This window comes from Stenotrophomonas sp. 220_Sma, assembly GCF_056487375.1.
In genome coordinates this window covers 4,567,738-4,583,029 of record NZ_CM151348.1, presented here as the reverse complement: position 1 = coordinate 4,583,029, position 15,292 = coordinate 4,567,738, and the positions used below count along the sequence as shown (strand labels likewise).

Here is a 15,292-nt window from a genome sequence, read left to right as displayed (position 1 = left end):
TGCTCGACTTGGTTTACCGCAACCTGTCCGAAGAGCAGTCGAGCATGGCTCGACTCTACAGAAAGCAGAAACCCGCGCTGTTGCCAGCGCGGGTTTTTTGTTGGATCAACCCTTCAGTGCGGCCTGCACGAACGGCGGGGTCACCAGCACGCCGGTGTGCAGCGCGGCGGTGTAGTACAGGGTGTTGAAGGTCTTGGCGGCTGAGTCGGCCTGGCGGAAGTCGAAGCTGCTGTCGCCCTTGCGCGCCATGGTCACGCTCCACCAGCCGGTGGGGTAGCACGGCTGCGGGAACGGCAGGGTCTTGAACGAACCGAAGCCGGCCTTGCCCATCTCGGTGCGCATTTCGTTGATCAGGTCCAGCTGCATCAGCGGCGACTCGGACTGCTGCACCAGGATGCCGTCGTCCTTCAGGGCCTTGAAGCAGCTCTCGTAGAAGGCCTTGTTGAACAGGCCTTCGCCGGGGCCGACCGGGTCGGTCGAATCGACGATCACCACGTCCACGCTGCCGGCCGGGCAGTTGGCCATGTAGGCCACGCCGTCGTCGAACAGCAGCTCGGCGCGGGCGTCGTCGTTGGAGTCGCACAGTTCCGGGAAGTGCTTGCGCGCCATCACCGTGACCTGCTCGTCGATATCGCACTGGGTCACGCTCTCCACGCCGGTGTGCTTGAGCACTTCGCGCAGGGTGCCGCAGTCGCCGCCACCGATGATCACCACGCGCTTGGGCGCGGCGTGGGTGAACAGCACCGGGTGGCTGATCATCTCGTGGTAGAAGAAGTTGTCCTTGCTGGTCAGCATGATGGCCCCGTCGATGGTCATCAGGTTGCCCCAGTCGGTGGTCTGGAAGATCTCGATCTTCTGGAACGGCGACTGCACCTCGTCCAGCTTGCCGGTGATGCGGTAGCCGATGGCCGAGCCGGTGCGCTCGAAGTGCTCGATGTACCAGTTGTTGCTGTCAGTCATTTGAAAACAGTCCTGTTCGGAGGGGTGAAGCCGGGCTGGCGGGCGGGGCCGCGTGGCACAGATGCCACATCCGGACGGATCGGCCCGTTCAGGTTGAAACCTGTCACGGGCGCGGGCGCGCATGATAACGAACCTGTGGGCATATAGGCGTTATCATGCCCCCCCTTTATTGCCAACAAGGCCGACTGAAATGACCGATTGGTCCCTCGACCAAGCCCGCAAGACCTACTCGATCCCGCATTGGGCGGACGGTTACTTCGACGTGGATCAGGCCGGGCACATGGTGGTGAGACCGACCGGGGCGGACGGCCCGGTGGTGTCGCTGCCCAAGGTGGTCGACGCGGCCCGTGCGGCCGGCGCCAAGCTGCCGTTGCTGGTGCGCTTCCCGGATATCCTCGGCCAGCGCCTGGGCAAGCTGCAGGCGGCCTTCGGCCAGGCCCAGCAGGACTGGGAATACAGCGGCGGCTACACCGCCGTGTACCCGATCAAGGTCAACCAGACCCGCGGCGTGGCCGGCACCCTGGCCAGCCACCACGGCGAAGGCTTTGGCCTGGAAGCAGGCAGCAAGCCCGAGCTGATGGCCGTGCTGGCGCTGTCGCGCCCGGGTGGCCTGATCGTCTGCAATGGCTACAAGGACCGCGAGTACATCCGCCTGGCCCTGATCGGCCGCAAGCTGGGCCTGCAGACCTTCATCGTCATCGAGAAGCCTTCCGAACTGAAGCTGGTGCTGGAAGAGTCCAAGGCGCTGGATGTGAAGCCGGGCCTGGGCGTGCGCATGCGCCTGGCCTCGCTGGGCGCCGGCAAGTGGCAGAACAGCGGTGGCGACAAGGCCAAGTTCGGCCTGTCGCCGCGCCAGCTGCTGGACCTGTGGAAGTCGCTGCGTGACACCGAGTACGCCGACTGCCTGAACCTGCTGCACTTCCACATGGGTTCGCAGATCTCCAACGTGCGCGACATCGCCAACGGCATGCGCGAAGCCACCCGCTACTTCGTGGAGTTGTCGCGCCTGGGCGCGAAGATCACCCACGTCGATGTGGGCGGTGGCCTGGGCGTGGACTATGAAGGCACCCGTTCGCGCAGCTTCTGCTCGATCAACTACGGCCTGCATTCCTACGCCAGCAACATCGTGCAGCCGCTGGCCAATGCCTGCGAAGAGTTCGGCCTGACTCCGCCGCGCATCGTCACCGAGTGCGGCCGCGCGATGACCGCGCACCACGCGGTGCTGATCGCCAATGTCTCGGAAGTGGAAGAGGCGCAGGAAGGCCGCGTGCCGGACCAGCACGACGACGAGCCGGCCGCGATCCGCCACCTGCGCGAGATCCACGACGAGCTGGACGTGCGCCCGGCGGTGGAACTGTTCCAGGAAGCACAGCACTTCCACGCCGAAGGCCTGGCCAGCTATGCGCTGGGCCAGATCGACCTGCCGCAGCGTGCGCGCATCGACGATCTGTTCTACGCCATCGCCCATGGCGTGCGTGCGCGCCTGAGCTACGACGAGAAGAGCCATCGCCCGGTGCTGGATGAACTGAACGAGCGCCTGGTCGACAAGTACTTCGTCAACTTCAGCGTGTTCGAATCGATCCCGGACGTGTGGGCGATCGACCAGGTGTTCCCGATCGTGCCGATCGAGCGCCTGGACGAAACCCCGGACCGTCGCGGCATCATCGCCGACATGACCTGCGACTCGGACGGCATGGTGGAAACCTATGTCGAGAACGAGAGCCTGGACAGCTCGCTGCCGCTGCACAAGATGAAGCCGGGCGAGAGCTACCGCATCGGCTTCTTCATGGTCGGCGCCTACCAGGAAATCCTGGGCGACATCCACAACCTGTTCGGCGATACCGATGCGGTGGAAGTGCTGGCCGATGCCGATGGCTATGCCATCACCCAGCAGCGCCGCGGCGACACCACCGACGTGATGCTGGATTACGTGGGTTACCGCCTGGACGAGCTGCGCGCCACCTATGCGCAGCGCGTGGCCGAGGCGCAGCTGTCGCCGGAACGTGCGCAGGAGCTGTCGGAGGCGCTGGAAGCCGGCCTGACCGGTTACACCTACCTGTCCGACGAACCGCTGGTCTGAGGTCAACGGGAACGCCGGGCATGGCCCGGCGCTACCGGCCCCGATGAGCGCGCGCGCGATCTTCCACCTGTTCCTGCATGCCGCCGTGCCAGCCCTGCTGGCATGGCTGTTCTGGCGCAAGCGCTTCGCCTCGGCGTGGCTGCTGATGCTGCTGGGCTGGATCATCGATCTGGACCACCTGCTGGCCGATCCGATCTATGCACCGAACCGCTGCAGCATCGGGTTCCACCCGCTGCACACCGCACCGGCGATTGCGGTCTATGCCGGGCTGTGCGTGCCGAAGAAAACGCGGTTGTTCGGCATCGGTTTGATCATCCACATCGTGCTGGACGCGATTGATTGCTGGTGGATGCACCACCGTTGATGCTGGGTGCGTGTCGACCAAGGTCGACACCTACCGGGGGCGCGATGGCCGACGGAACTGATGCACTGCTTTGGTAGATGCCGACCTTGGTCGGCGCTTTTGATGCGTGTCGACCAAGGTCGACACCTACCGGATGCACGGCGAACGGTGTTCCCGTTGATCACGTGGTTGCCGGCCAGCGGCCGGCACTACCCGCCGTCAGGTTGGCCGCCTCACGCCACCGGCAACCACAACGTGGCCCGCAATCCCGGCTGCGCATTCTCCAGTGCCAACCGCCCGCCATAACTGGCAGCGATATCACCCACAATCGCCAGGCCCAGCCCACTGCTGCCCTCGCGCTCATCCAGGCGCACGCCACGCTGGGTGACCTGTTCCAGCGCGTCTGCAGCCAGCCCGGGGCCGTCGTCGCGCACTTCGATGCGCAACTGCCCTTCGCTGGTTTCCGCTTCGACAGTGACCTGCTGTTGCGCCCAGCGCCCGGCGTTGTCCAGCAGATTGCCCAGCATTTCCTCCAGGTCCGCACTGGCACCGGCGAACTGCAGTGCCGGATCGATACCAGCCGCCGTGAACGTGATGCCACGTTCGCCATGCACGCGTGCCATCAGCCGGCACATCGCCTGTGCGACTGCCGCCACGTCGGTGCGCTGGCGATGGTCGGCGGCCAACCCTGCGGCCAGGTAACGGTCGACACTGGCCTGCATACGCGCACTCTGCTCGCGTACGGTGGCGCGCCAGTCCGCGCCGTCGCCGTCGGCCTCAGTGGCCAGCACGCTCAGCGGGGTTTTCAGCGCATGCGCCAGATCCTGTGCACTGGTGCGCGCGCGCGCGACCATGCGTTGCTGATGCTCCAGCAGCGCGTTGAGCTCCTCGCCCAGCGGTGCGACCTCCGCACCCAGCCTCCGTATATCGATGCGCTGCGCGTCGCCGCGCCGCACCCGTTCCAGCTGTGCACCGAGGCGATGCAATGGACGCAATCCGAAGTGCACCTGGCTGGCCAGCACCGCCAGCCACGCCGCGACCAACACACCCAGCGCGATGGCAGTACGCTGGCGGAACGCGGCAACGTCTGCATCCAGCGCGCTGCGATCGGTGGCAACCACGGCCACGAACGGTTCGTTGGCGCGTGGCAGGCGCACCTGCTGCACGCGTGCGCGCAGGGATTGCTGCAGCGGTCCAGCCAGATTGCGGGTGGCCGCTCCCATGGCCGTGGCAGGCAGCGTTTCATCCCACAGCGAGCGCGACTGCAGCAGTACGCGGCCATCGGCGCCGGCGATCTGCCAATAGGCACCGGAGAACACACGCTGGAAGCGCGCGTCATTGGGTTCCTGGCGCAGGCGCAGCTGTCCGTCCGCATCCACTTCGGCCTGCGCCAGCAGGGTCAGCATGTCCTGCTGCAGTTCATGGTCGAAGCGATCGCGCGCGCTGCGCTTGAACAGCTCGCCCAGCAGTGCACTGGCCAGCAGCGAGACCAGCAGCAGGCCGACACCGCCAGCCAGCAGCAGGCGCCGTCGCAGCGAGGGTTGCCGGCTCACGGCGCGGCCAGCCGCCAACCCTGGCCGCGTACGGTCTGGATCAGATCGATGCCGAGCTTGCGGCGCACCCGCCCGAGCAGCACGTCCAGTGCGTTCGAGTCCGGATCGTGGCCGCCATCGAACACCTGTTCGCCCAGGCGGTCGCGGCCGATCACCTGGCCGCTGTGGTGGATGAAGTAGCTGAGCAGGCGGAACTCCTGCGGGCTCAGCGCCAGCGCCTGCCCATCCAGCTCGAAGCGGCCTGCATTGACGTCCAGTTGCAGCGGGCCGCAGTGCAGGCGCGGGCTGGCGTGGCCGTGGCTACGGCGGATCAGGGCGCGCAGGCGCAGCACCAGTTCGTCGGCCTGGAAGGGTTTGGTGAGGTAATCGTCGGCGCCGGCGTCGAAGCCGGCCAGCTTGTCGTGCCAGCGCCCGCGTGCGGTCAGCACCAGCACCGGAAAGCTGCGGCCGTTGCCGCGCCAGCGCTCGATCACGCTCAGTCCGTCCAGCCCGGGCAGGCCCAGGTCGACGATGGCCGCCTGCAGATCTTCGATCTGGCCGATCTCCTCGGCCTGGCGGCCGTCGGCGACCACGTGCACCACGTAGCCGGCCTGCTCCAGCAGGGGCACCAGGCGCTGTGCCAGCGCGGCATCGTCTTCAGCCAACAGGATGCGCATCAGTCGTCGAGCTCCGTCTTCAGCAGCTTTCCGCTGCGCGCATCATAGTCCAGCTCCACTACCACGCCGTCGCCGCGCAGGATCTCCACTTCGTAGACGCCATCGTCCAGTTCCACTTCCAGCAGCTGGCCCGGAAAGCGCTTGAGCGCATCGCGCACCACGCTTTCCAACGGCACGTAGCGGCCCTGCTGCACGGCGCGGCGCGCGACCTGCTGCGCCGGGTCCTGTGCCGGTGCGGCGGCGGTGGGGGCGCTGGCCAGGGCCAGCAGCAGGGGCAGGGTGGAGAGCATCGGGGCGCAGGGCGGGCTGTAGGAACAGGCGTGAGTGTGCCGGGGCTGACTAACAGCTGGCTAACAGTGCCGGCTAAGGAGCTGTTAACCACGGGGTGCATTGTGGCGTTGCCGGGATGGTCCGGCCACGAACACGAACAGGAGAACCCCCATGTTGAAGTCGCTCACCCTCGCCACTGTTGCTCTGCTGGCCATCGCACCGGCCGCACAGGCTGCACCGCTGGGCATGGCCCAGGTCGAACAGACCCTGCGCAAGGCCGGCTACACCCAGATCCACGAGATCGAACGCGATGATGGCCTGTGGGAGGCTGACGTGAGCCGCGCCGATGGCCGCTTCAGCGAGGTCTACGTAGACCCCAAGACCGGCGAGATCTTCGACGAGCACAGCGGCCGCGCGCTGTTGACCACCGAGCAGGTGCTGGCACGGGCACAGGCGCATGGCCTGCGCGAGATCCATTCGCTGGAACGCGATGGTGCGACCTGGTCGCTGGAAGCCCGCAATGCCCGCAACCAGAAGGTGGACGTGCGCCTGAGCGGCTATGACGGCCGCATCCTGCACAGCGAGCGCGATGGCTGGCTGGATTGACCTGCTGGTAGTGCCGGCCGCTGGCCGGCACACGGGGCGAAAGCGTGTCGACCAAGGTCGACACCTACCAAACGTACGCATCGGTAGCGGCCGACCTTGGTCGGCCCAGGCCCGACGCGGCGCTTACCAGCCAAACGGCGGCGGGTAATCCCAGTAGCCCGGGCCGCGGCCGTAGTAGCCGCCGTACGGGCCGAAGAAGCCCGGGCCCTTGCCTTCGCTCACGTGGATGTTGACGTTGACCCCGTGGGTCTTGCCTTCATCGGTGGTGTAGTTCTTGCTCAGGTTCAGCGTGGCGGCGTTGTAGTGGCTGTTGCCACCGTTCTTGGAATAGCCGATGCCGGTGGTGAAGCTGCCGGACACTTTGACCTTGTCGTCGGTGACGTCGGCTATCTTCGCGTCGTCGTGCACGCGCGGGCCGCTCTTGTCACCGTAGTACGTGCCCGGCGGGTCCTGCTGCAGGGCCGGGTCGTTGAGGTAGCGCATCGGCGCCTGCGGCAGCGTCAGGTCCAGGCCGGCGGCCTGCGGCGCGGTGGCGCCAGCGGCGGACTGGGCCAGCACGGTTCCCGGCAGGGCCAGGCACAGCAGCAGGGTCAGGGGGCGGATCATGACGGCGCTCCAGCGGACAGGTGGCCGCGCAACACGCGGCGGTACAGGCCGACGCTAGCAGGGGTTGCTTGAATGATGCCTGTCGGCGCCGGATTGGGGTAGAGCCAGGCCATGCCTGGCTGCAGGTCACAGCCGCCCGAACCCGAACAGCCCTTCCAGCGCATGCCTGCGCCGCTCGATCCGGGCCCGCAGCAGCTGGGCGCCGATCATCGAATAAGTGATGCCGTTGCCGCCGTAGGCCATGGCGAAATGCACCCGTGGCCCCCACTGATCGTGCGGGCCGAAGAAAGGCAGGCCGTCGGCGGTTTCGGCGAAGGTGCCGGCCCAGGAGAAGGCGGGCACCGGATCCAGCCGCGGGAACCAGTGCTGGAGCTGTTTCATCAGCTTGTCGGCCTTGCGCTCTACGCGCCGATCGCGGCGGGCGGGGATGTCGATGGCGTCGTCCAGCCCGCCCACCAGCAGGCGGCGGTCGCCGGTGGCGCGCAGGTAGAGGTACGGGCGTGCGCTCTCCCACACCATCGTGTTGCGCAGCCGGCCCAGCACGTCCGCATCGATCGGGTCGGTGATGAAGGCGTAGCTGCTGCGGTTGCGTGCGACGCGCTGATGCAGCCACGTCTGGTTGGCGTAGCCCATTGCCAGCACCACATGGCGGGCGTGAATCGTGGCGCCGCCCTCGGTGAGGGCGCTCACGCCGCGTGCGGAGGGAGTGAGCGTGTGCAGCACCGTGCGGTCATGCACCTGGCCGCCGCGCCGGCGCACGCGCTGCAGCAACCCATAGGTCAGGCGATAGGGATCGACCCGTGCCGCCTGGCGCGTGAGCAGGGCACCACCGGCGTCCACGTCGAAGCGTTCCTGCAGTGCCTCCGGGCCGAGCCAGCGGGCATCCAGACCGATGCCGCGCCGCGCCTCACCTTCGGCCATCAGGCGCGGCACGTCGCGATGGCGGCTGGCCAGGTACAGGCTGTCCATGCGCTGGAAATCAACGTCTTTCAGGCCGCGAGCCACGTCGCCCAGGGCCGGAATCGCCTCGGCACACGCCCGATAGGCAAGCGCGGCGGCGTCCTGGCCATAGCGTTGGGCCAGCTCCATCAGATGGGTATCGATCTCGTACTGCAGCAGCGCGGTGCTGGCGGCGGTGCTGCCCCAGCCGATGTCGCGCTGCTCGATCACTGCCACGTCGTGGCCATGCCGGGACAGTTCGTCGGCAATCAGCGCACCGGTGATGCCGCCGCCGACCACCAGCACGTCGCAGCGCAGGTCCTGCTGCAGCGGAGGAAAAGCGTGGATCAGGCCGTTGCGTACCGCCCACCACGGGTAGCCACTCTTGAGGTCCATGCGTCAATTCGCCGGATCGATTTCATGCTCGTCCGCAGGCTGATCTACAAGCAATCGAGCGAACAGGTCGGGAAGGTCACTCGCTACCGGGATGGCGTACTGACGTTCCATGCCAATGAATGGAATCCGCACTACCGGCATTGCTGCGTCCAGTGTGTCGAATCCATAGCCCTCCCCGCCGCCGTCCGAAGCGAACAGGAATATGCCCGGCGCATATGATTCAACCTCATACTCACGATTGAAGTCGATGACCTCTTCTGCTTCCCAGAAGACAATGTAGTTGTCGCCAATAAATCCTTCGCCACCGTTGTGCGCCCTAAGGAATTCAAGGTAATTCTCGGGAAGTGCCACTCCCACGCGGGCTGACAGACCAGTAATGGCCGACATTTCAGCCGGGCCATTGAGCTGTCCCTCTGTCAGGTGATATTCCATGGCTGCTCTTCCATGTCTCTCGGGGACTGGTTAAACCAGAAGTTTGCCTGCTGCTGATGAATGTCGCGATGGGGGATAACGTCATTGGCGGAGTCGGTTGGCGTCCACCATTGCCCGTAGATCAGGCCGTGGGCTGGCCGGTATGCGGGGGCTGGATCAGTTCGGACAGATCGAAGCCCTGCAGGCGGGCGGCCGCCAGATAATGGTCCTGCACGGTCGCGTCCAGGCGCGGCTCGCGGGCCAGCAGCCACAGGTACTTGCGATCGGGGCTGCCGACCAGTGCCACGCTGTAGTCCGGCGCGACCTGGATCACCCAGTAGTCGCCCTTGGCGAACGGCAGCCAGCGCAGGCCCCTGGGCAGGAAGCTCACCTCCAGGCGCGCGCTGTCGTTGTCGACGGCGCAGGCCTCGCCGGTGGCTTCCTCGACCTCGCCGTCCATACGGCAGCGGTTGGTGACGCCGACGTTGCCGTTGTCGAGCAGGGTGTAGTGCGCCGACACGTCGGTGCAGCCTTCCGGTTCATGGCGCATCGGCAGGCGTGCGATCTCGTACCAGGTGCCCAGGTAGCGGGGCAGCTTGAGGTCGGCGACGGTTTTCAGCGGCGGGTGCTCGGTCATCGGCAGTCGTGGCAGGGGTGGGCCTCCACGATGCCGATGGCCTTGCCATGGGCGGGTGAAGCCGGGGCGATGGCCGTGTCCAGAACGTTCCGTCGCCCCGGCGGAGCGCCCGTTGTCACCGGCGTGGCGGTATCCTGCTGCCAGCGCCGTGTTTTCCTGATCCAACCGAGGTGGAGGTGCCGATGTACCAGGTGATCCTGTTGAAGAGTGAATCCGCGTTCGCACGCGAACAGTGGCCTCAGGTCGATGACCTGGTCGACTACGAAGGCGTGGCCTACAGCTTGCGTGCCGGCCCGCGCCAGCCGCTGCCGACCGACCACGACTGGCACCCGGTGGCGGTGTATGCGCCCGATGAGATTACCGAGGAAGAGTTCCAGGACTGGTACGCGCTGCAGCAGCCGGCCGTGGAAGAGCTGCGGCTGAAGTACTGATGCTCGACGTTGCCAGGGCCGCCCATCCGCCCTTGACCGCCTCTGCCGTATAGTCGCGCGCAGGCGCGGTGGTCCGCGCGAACCGGTGTGGCTGGCTTGTCTTCTTTCCTGCGATCGATCCGTGCACGGGGCCCTTGGCTGGCCCTGCTGCTGTGCAGCGCCTTCCTGCTGTCCGCGCCGGTGCTGGCGCAGGATGATGAGCCCACGCCGAAGCAGCAGCTGGCAGGTATCGATGCAAAGCTGAAGGAGGTCGACCGCAAGCGTGGTGATGCGGCCGCCATCGAGACGCTGGCGATGCTGTCCGAGAATGCCTCGCAGGCGCGGCGGGATGCTGAGGCGCTGGAAAAGGAGCTGCAGCCACAGCTCGTCCGCCTCGACGAACAACTGGCGCAGCTGGGCACACCTGCCGAGGGCACCACCGAGCCGCCCGAACTGGCGGCACAACGGCGCACCATCAACAAGCAGCGCGACGGCCTGGCCGCGTCGGTAGCGCAGGCCAAGACCAGTGCCGTGCGTGCCCAGCAGCTGGCAGCCGACATCGACCAGCAGCGCACTGCGCAACGCGCCGAAGACATGGGGAAGAAGGTCGCCTCGCCGTTGTCGCCGGCACTGTGGAGCAAGGTTGCCGAACGCCTGCCGATCGATATCGCACGCGTCGCGCCGTTGGCCGAGCAGGGGCGCGATACCTTCGTCGCCGGCATCCGGGCCAATGGCTGGGGCACGCCGTTGCTGGGCCTGGTGGCCGCGCTGGTGATGATGTTCCCGCTGCGGTTGTGGCTGCGCCAGCTGGGTCGCCGCTTTGCCGCGTCCGAGCGTGCGCCCGATGGCCGCCTGCGGCGCTCCGGCCTGGCCATGTGGCTGCTGCTGGTGGGCACGCTGCTGCCCGGCTATGCCGTGGTGGTGCTGATGGCGGCGCTGGATGCCATCAATGCGATTGCGCCGCGCCTGCAGGTGGTGGCCGACGGGCTGGAGACCGCAACGTTCCGCGCTGCGTTCATTGCGGCACTCAGCGCCTGCATGCTGGTTCCCAAGCGGCCGTCGTGGCGGTTGCTGAATCTGGATGACACCGCCGCGCTCAAGCTGCGCAAGTACGCGTGGGGCGCGGCGGCGCTGGCCTGGCTGAGCACGGTGCTGGTCGCCCTCGATCAGGCCACGCGTACCAGCGACGTCACCACGGTGGCGCTGGATGGCCTGATTGCGCTGACTTACCTGGGCCTGATCATGGCCATGCTGGTGACCCTGGCGCGCCTGCATCGCCGGCAGACCGCCGAGGCCGAGGCCAAGCTGGAGGCGCAGGCCGATGGCGTGGGCGCGGCCACTCCGGTGCGCCGCAGCAGCTGGCTGGTGTTGGCACGCGTGGCGGGCAACGTCGCGGTAGTAGCGGCCATCATCGCCACCCTGCTGGGGTATCTGAACTTCGCCAAGTTTGTGAACCAGCAGCTGATCGGCGGCAGCATCGTGGTGCTGGCGGCGACCCTGCTGTTCAAATTCGTCGATGACTTGAGCACGTGGATGCTCAACGCCGACAGCAAGGTGGGTCAGACCATCCTGCTCAGTACCGGCCTGAGCGTGTCGCGGCTGGAGCAGGCCGGCGTGCTGCTCTCTGCAGCCCTGCGCACCATCGTCGTGCTGATCACATTGCTGGCGCTGGTGGCACCGTTTGGCAACATCGGCGCGGTGGTGGAACGCTTCTCTTCGCTGCTCACCACGGGCATTCCGTTGGGTGGAACCACCCTGAAGCCGATGCAGATTGTGCTGGCGGTTGTGGTGCTGCTGGCCGGCCTGGCGATCACCCAGCTGGTGCAGCGCTGGCTGACCGATACCTACCTGCCCAAGACCGAACTGGACCTGGGGGCGCGCAACTCGGTCAGTACCGTCGCCCGCTACGTCGGCATCATCCTCGCCGTGATCTGGGCGTTGACGGCGATGGGGCTGGAGCTGACCAAGCTGGCGCTGCTCGTCAGTGCGTTGTCAGTGGGTATTGGTTTCGGCTTGCAGGTGATCACACAGAACTTCGTCTCCGGCCTGATCCTGCTGGCCGAGCGTCCGGTGAAGATCGGCGACTGGGTGAAGCTGGGCGACCAGGAGGGCGACATCCGCCGCATCAGCCTGCGTTCGACCGAGATCCAGGTGGGCGACAAGTCGACGTTGATCGTGCCCAACTCCGAGTTGGTCACCAAGACCGTGCGCAACATGACGATGGGCAACAACCAGGGTCGCATCCAGATCCAGTTCGCGGTGCCGCCCAGCACCGATGTCGGCAACCTGCGGCAGGCGTTGCTGGATGCGTACACCGCGCACACCAACGTGCTGAAGCAGCCGGCGCCGACGGTCTACATCGACAGCATTGCCGGTGGCCAGATCACCATCAACAGCTTCGCGTACGTGGCCAGCCCGCGGCAGGTGTATGCCACCCGCAGCGATCTGTACTTCAGCCTGCTGCAGATCCTGGCGGAGCGGAACATTCCGCTGTCGACCCCGACCGACATCCACATCACCCGCGATCCGCAGGAGTAGGGGGTTTTGCAGGGCTGCGCCCTGCACCCGCTACAAGCCGGAGCAAAGGCAACGGCAACGGCAAAAGCAAAAGCTGGTTTCCTGTGGGACGGCGGGGTGGGTCCGGTTGCGGGGGGCGCTGCAAGTCCCCCTTCCGGGGCCCGGCCCAGCCGCTGGCGGCTGTGCGTTCGGGCGCTTGCGAAGCAGTGCTTCGCAAGCAAAGCGCCCTCACCCATGTAAGCTCGGTCGCCGCATCCATGCGGCTCACGCCCCCGCAACCGGACCCACCCCGCCTTGGACAGATTTCCGCGATCTGTTGGAAATGCTCTTGGGTCAGATCCGTTTTCCGGAGGAAAACGGATCTGAACCAAGATTGATTTCGATATCTGACAGAAGTGTCGACCAAGGTCGACACCTACCGACAGCCACAGGAATCTGTCAAAGGTGGGGCGGTGGCGGAGTGCGGGGTGTCAGCCGCATGGATGCGGCTGCCAAGCCTACAGGGACGTACTTGCGGCGTCCCCGCACTCCGGCACCGCCCCGCCAAACCACGGAATGCACGCTGTTGCTGTTGCTTCTGAGGTTGCCGGCCAGCGGCCGGCACTACCGCGGGTGCAGGGCGCAGCCCTGCAAAGAACCCTATCCTCGTGGTCGGCTGCGCGAGGGCACCAGTGCGAACGTATCCACCGCCAGCTTCTCCGCATGGTTCAACCACGCGCGGATCTCCAGATCATCCACTTCGTGGTCCAGCCCGAACGACACGTTGATCTTGCCGTTGGCATCGGGCTGCACCCACTGCTGCGCCAGTACCACCTTGCGCTGCGAGGACACCGCCTCGATCCAGAAGCCGCGATCCGGGCGCGTGCTTGCCACCAGCTGCAGCATGTACTGGCCGGCACGGGTACGACGACCCTTCTGGGTGATCATGTGCGCCTGGCGCACGCTCGGGCGCGGGCCTTGGAACGCGTCCAGCGGTGCATCCACCGCGATGCCGCCACGCAGGTCGTTGTCGCGGTACAGCTTGATGCCGTTGTCGCGGTTGACCAGCAGGGCGCACCAGTCACCGTCGGCCGAGCCGTCCTCGAACGCGGTGCACCGGTCGACGTAGGCCAGGGTGTTGTCCGGGTTGGCATCGTCGAACTGGCGCGAGGTGTTCTCCAGGTACACCGACTTCAACCCCCAGTCCTTGTCGTACTCCAGCAGCACCGGCGGCTGCACGTGCTGCAGGCCGACCACCACCTGGTCATCGCCGTCGATCTTCAGCTCGCGGGTCGGTTCGCCCAGCCACAGCGAACGGGCGAAGGCGAGGTATTGCGGGTAATCGCGGCCGCCATCGCGCTGGGTGGCCACGCTGGCGCTGGGCGCGCGCTGGGTATCGATCAGTGAACGGCCGAAGCCCATCGTCTTCAGGTTCGGGTCCAGCAGGCTGAGCAGGGTCGCACCCGAATCCAGGGTGGTGCCGGCATCGGCGCTGAGCTGCTGCGGGGCAATGCCATCGCCCAGGAACAGCAGCAGGTTCTCGCGCTTCTGCCGGGTCAGGATATGGGTCAGATCGTTGGGCATCGCCAGGTGGTCGGAGGCGATCACGATCAGCGTGTCCTTGCCGTACGGGCTGGCCTGGATGCGCTGCACCAGCTGCGAGATCAGCCGGTCGCTGCACTTGAGCGCGTTGAGCATGTTGATGTTGCCGTACTGGCTCTGGTAGCGCTCGCCCTTGCACGACACCGGCAGGTGGCCCGCCGGATGGTGGGTATCCATGGTCAGCGTGGTCAGCATGAACGGCGAACCGGCGCGCGAGAGCTGTTCAAAGCGCTGGTAGGCGGTGTCCAGCAGCACGTCGTCGTGCACGCCCCAGGCCGAGTAGTGGATGCGACCGATCTTCTTCTGCTGCTTGAACCACGCCAGGTCGTGCACTTCGTCGAAGCCGTGGCTGGCCAGGAACTGGCCCTTGCCGGCGAACTGGCCGTTGGCGCCACCCAGGTAATGGTTGGTGTAGCCCTGCTGCTTCAGGTAATCGCCCAGGCACACGGCCTTGGGCAGGAAGCTACCCATGCGGTCCATGCTGTTCTCATCGCCCTGCGAGGTGGTCAGCGGCACGCCGCACATCGACGACACCAGGCCGGCGATGGTCCAGCCGCTGCCCTCGGCCGAGGCCAGGTTGCGCACGTCCAGTGACTTCGTGGCCAGACGGTTGAGATTGGGCATCAGGCCCGGGAACACGTTCTCGTCCAGATAGGTGCGTTCCAGGCTTTCGCCATAGATCCAGACGATGTTGCGCGGGCGCTGCAGCGGCTGCGTCGGCACCTGGTATTCGGGTGCGATGCGGGCGAAGTCGACCGGCCGCAGCTGCTGGTACAGGCGCTGGCCGTCGCGGGCCAGCGGGCTGATCATGATCGTGGCCACCCACACGGCCGCGAAACCGGCGAACAACGCGCCACCGTGGCCGGGCCGGCGCCAGCGCTTCACCCGCGTGGCGAACAGCGGCAGCAGCGAGACCAGCGCCAGCACGATGAAGCCGGCGATATAGCCCTTGAAGTCGGAGACACCGGCGCCTTCCATGTCGGCGCCGAGGTGGTACAGGGTGGCGGCATTGAGCCCATCACCGGACAGCTTGTCGATCAGCCACCACGCGCTGAGCATGAGCAGCAGCAGCGAGAACGCACCAGCCTTCCACCACACCCACTTGTCGGACGCGAGGAACAACCAGCACAGCAGCAACAACGACAGCAGCAGTATCCAGAGCATAGGCAGCTTCGGCAGTGACGGGGTGGTGGTGATGGACGTCGTACCGACGCGTGTCCATCCGACCGACGCTGCCACAAGCACATGCACATGACAGGCCGATGACCCGATAGTGCATGCACGAACCTGACTGAAATGTTTGTTGAAATAGCACGCGCGCAATCGC

General features: G+C 66.3%; 14 protein-coding genes. 5 read left to right on the top strand and 9 right to left on the bottom strand.

The window, feature by feature from the left end; all coding sequences use genetic code 11:
• Positions 1 to 105: 105 nt before the first annotated feature.
• Positions 106 to 960 carry a polyamine aminopropyltransferase gene (speE, locus tag ACZLIB_RS21360; RefSeq protein ID WP_049400802.1) on the bottom strand — a complete coding sequence of 285 codons (855 nt, stop codon included), beginning with the start codon at positions 958 to 960 and terminating at the stop codon, positions 106 to 108.
• Positions 961 to 1,150: 190 nt separating this feature from the next.
• Here speE and speA point away from each other — a divergent pair, with 190 nt between their 5' ends.
• The gene (gene speA, locus ACZLIB_RS21355; protein WP_012512349.1) at positions 1,151 to 3,040 is read left to right on the top strand and encodes an arginine decarboxylase; all 1,890 of its coding nucleotides are present in this window, start codon (positions 1,151 to 1,153) and stop codon (positions 3,038 to 3,040) included.
• 43 nt (positions 3,041 to 3,083) lie between these two features.
• Positions 3,084 to 3,404 carry a DUF6122 family protein gene (locus tag ACZLIB_RS21350; RefSeq protein WP_005411369.1) on the top strand — a complete coding sequence of 107 codons (321 nt, stop codon included), beginning with the start codon at positions 3,084 to 3,086 and terminating at the stop codon, positions 3,402 to 3,404.
• Between the two features lie 212 nt (positions 3,405 to 3,616).
• Here the strand turns inward: ACZLIB_RS21350 and ACZLIB_RS21345 are convergent, their stop codons facing one another.
• The 3 genes from ACZLIB_RS21345 to ACZLIB_RS21335 are packed head-to-tail and all read right to left on the bottom strand — an operon-like array spanning position 3,617 to position 5,882.
• Complete coding sequence (locus ACZLIB_RS21345) at positions 3,617 to 4,936, bottom strand: sensor histidine kinase (RefSeq protein WP_478468660.1); 1,320 nt, start codon at positions 4,934 to 4,936, stop codon at positions 3,617 to 3,619.
• Entirely contained in the window at positions 4,933 to 5,592 is a 660-nt protein-coding gene (locus tag ACZLIB_RS21340) for a response regulator transcription factor (protein ID WP_014038779.1), read from the bottom strand. The genes ACZLIB_RS21345 and ACZLIB_RS21340 overlap by 4 nt, the downstream gene beginning before the upstream one ends.
• Entirely contained in the window at positions 5,592 to 5,882 is a 291-nt protein-coding gene (locus tag ACZLIB_RS21335; protein ID WP_005411366.1) for a PepSY domain-containing protein, read from the bottom strand. The genes ACZLIB_RS21340 and ACZLIB_RS21335 overlap by 1 nt, the downstream gene beginning before the upstream one ends.
• A gap of 151 nt (positions 5,883 to 6,033) precedes the next feature.
• On the opposite strand from ACZLIB_RS21335, the gene ACZLIB_RS21330 reads away from it, so the two are divergent.
• Positions 6,034 to 6,468: a PepSY domain-containing protein gene (locus tag ACZLIB_RS21330; protein ID WP_032127132.1), complete on the top strand. Its 435-nt coding sequence runs from the start codon at positions 6,034 to 6,036 to the stop codon at positions 6,466 to 6,468.
• 123 nt (positions 6,469 to 6,591) lie between these two features.
• Here ACZLIB_RS21330 and ACZLIB_RS21325 read toward each other — a convergent pair whose 3' ends face one another.
• The 4 genes from ACZLIB_RS21325 to ACZLIB_RS21310 all read right to left on the bottom strand — a co-directional run bounded on the left by ACZLIB_RS21325 (position 6,592) and on the right by ACZLIB_RS21310 (position 9,457).
• Positions 6,592 to 7,074 (bottom strand): hypothetical protein, encoded by a 483-nt coding sequence (locus ACZLIB_RS21325; RefSeq protein WP_005411364.1) that lies wholly within the window; start codon positions 7,072 to 7,074, stop codon positions 6,592 to 6,594.
• A 126-nt stretch (positions 7,075 to 7,200) separates the two neighbouring features.
• Positions 7,201 to 8,409 carry an NAD(P)/FAD-dependent oxidoreductase gene (locus ACZLIB_RS21320; protein ID WP_478468657.1) on the bottom strand — a complete coding sequence of 403 codons (1,209 nt, stop codon included), beginning with the start codon at positions 8,407 to 8,409 and terminating at the stop codon, positions 7,201 to 7,203.
• Positions 8,410 to 8,412: 3 nt separating this feature from the next.
• Positions 8,413 to 8,841 carry an SMI1/KNR4 family protein gene (locus ACZLIB_RS21315; RefSeq protein WP_032127134.1) on the bottom strand — a complete coding sequence of 143 codons (429 nt, stop codon included), beginning with the start codon at positions 8,839 to 8,841 and terminating at the stop codon, positions 8,413 to 8,415.
• A gap of 121 nt (positions 8,842 to 8,962) precedes the next feature.
• Positions 8,963 to 9,457 (bottom strand): lipocalin family protein, encoded by a 495-nt coding sequence (locus ACZLIB_RS21310; protein WP_478468655.1) that lies wholly within the window; start codon positions 9,455 to 9,457, stop codon positions 8,963 to 8,965.
• A gap of 182 nt (positions 9,458 to 9,639) precedes the next feature.
• Between ACZLIB_RS21310 and ACZLIB_RS21305 the strand changes: the two genes are divergently transcribed.
• Both ACZLIB_RS21305 and ACZLIB_RS21300 read left to right on the top strand, forming a co-directional pair.
• Positions 9,640 to 9,888 carry a hypothetical protein gene (locus tag ACZLIB_RS21305; RefSeq protein ID WP_049422925.1) on the top strand — a complete coding sequence of 83 codons (249 nt, stop codon included), beginning with the start codon at positions 9,640 to 9,642 and terminating at the stop codon, positions 9,886 to 9,888.
• An 87-nt stretch (positions 9,889 to 9,975) separates the two neighbouring features.
• Positions 9,976 to 12,405 (top strand): DUF3772 domain-containing protein, encoded by a 2,430-nt coding sequence (locus tag ACZLIB_RS21300; RefSeq protein WP_478468654.1) that lies wholly within the window; start codon positions 9,976 to 9,978, stop codon positions 12,403 to 12,405.
• A 618-nt stretch (positions 12,406 to 13,023) separates the two neighbouring features.
• Here the strand turns inward: ACZLIB_RS21300 and ACZLIB_RS21295 are convergent.
• Positions 13,024 to 15,129, bottom strand: coding sequence for a phosphoglycerol transferase I (locus ACZLIB_RS21295; RefSeq protein WP_478468653.1), 2,106 nt, complete (start codon positions 15,127 to 15,129; stop codon positions 13,024 to 13,026).
• Between the last annotated feature and the right edge of the window lie 163 nt (positions 15,130 to 15,292).

Bases quoted from the DNA above. Each gene is read 5' to 3' on its own strand.
- ACZLIB_RS21295 (WP_478468653.1), bottom strand. From the start codon at position 15,129: ATGCTCTGGATACTGCTGCTGTCGTTGTTGCTGCTGTGCTGGTTGTTC.
- ACZLIB_RS21305 (WP_049422925.1), top strand. From the start codon at position 9,640: ATGTACCAGGTGATCCTGTTGAAGAGTGAATCCGCGTTCGCACGCGAA.
- ACZLIB_RS21310 (WP_478468655.1), bottom strand. From the start codon at position 9,457: ATGACCGAGCACCCGCCGCTGAAAACCGTCGCCGACCTCAAGCTGCCC.
- ACZLIB_RS21350 (WP_005411369.1), top strand. From the start codon at position 3,084: ATGAGCGCGCGCGCGATCTTCCACCTGTTCCTGCATGCCGCCGTGCCA.
- speE (WP_049400802.1), bottom strand. From the start codon at position 960: ATGACTGACAGCAACAACTGGTACATCGAGCACTTCGAGCGCACCGGC.
- ACZLIB_RS21320 (WP_478468657.1), bottom strand. From the start codon at position 8,409: ATGGACCTCAAGAGTGGCTACCCGTGGTGGGCGGTACGCAACGGCCTG.
- ACZLIB_RS21330 (WP_032127132.1), top strand. From the start codon at position 6,034: ATGTTGAAGTCGCTCACCCTCGCCACTGTTGCTCTGCTGGCCATCGCA.
- ACZLIB_RS21340 (WP_014038779.1), bottom strand. From the start codon at position 5,592: ATGCGCATCCTGTTGGCTGAAGACGATGCCGCGCTGGCACAGCGCCTG.
- ACZLIB_RS21335 (WP_005411366.1), bottom strand. From the start codon at position 5,882: ATGCTCTCCACCCTGCCCCTGCTGCTGGCCCTGGCCAGCGCCCCCACC.
- ACZLIB_RS21315 (WP_032127134.1), bottom strand. From the start codon at position 8,841: ATGGAATATCACCTGACAGAGGGACAGCTCAATGGCCCGGCTGAAATG.
- speA (WP_012512349.1), top strand. From the start codon at position 1,151: ATGACCGATTGGTCCCTCGACCAAGCCCGCAAGACCTACTCGATCCCG.
- ACZLIB_RS21325 (WP_005411364.1), bottom strand. From the start codon at position 7,074: ATGATCCGCCCCCTGACCCTGCTGCTGTGCCTGGCCCTGCCGGGAACC.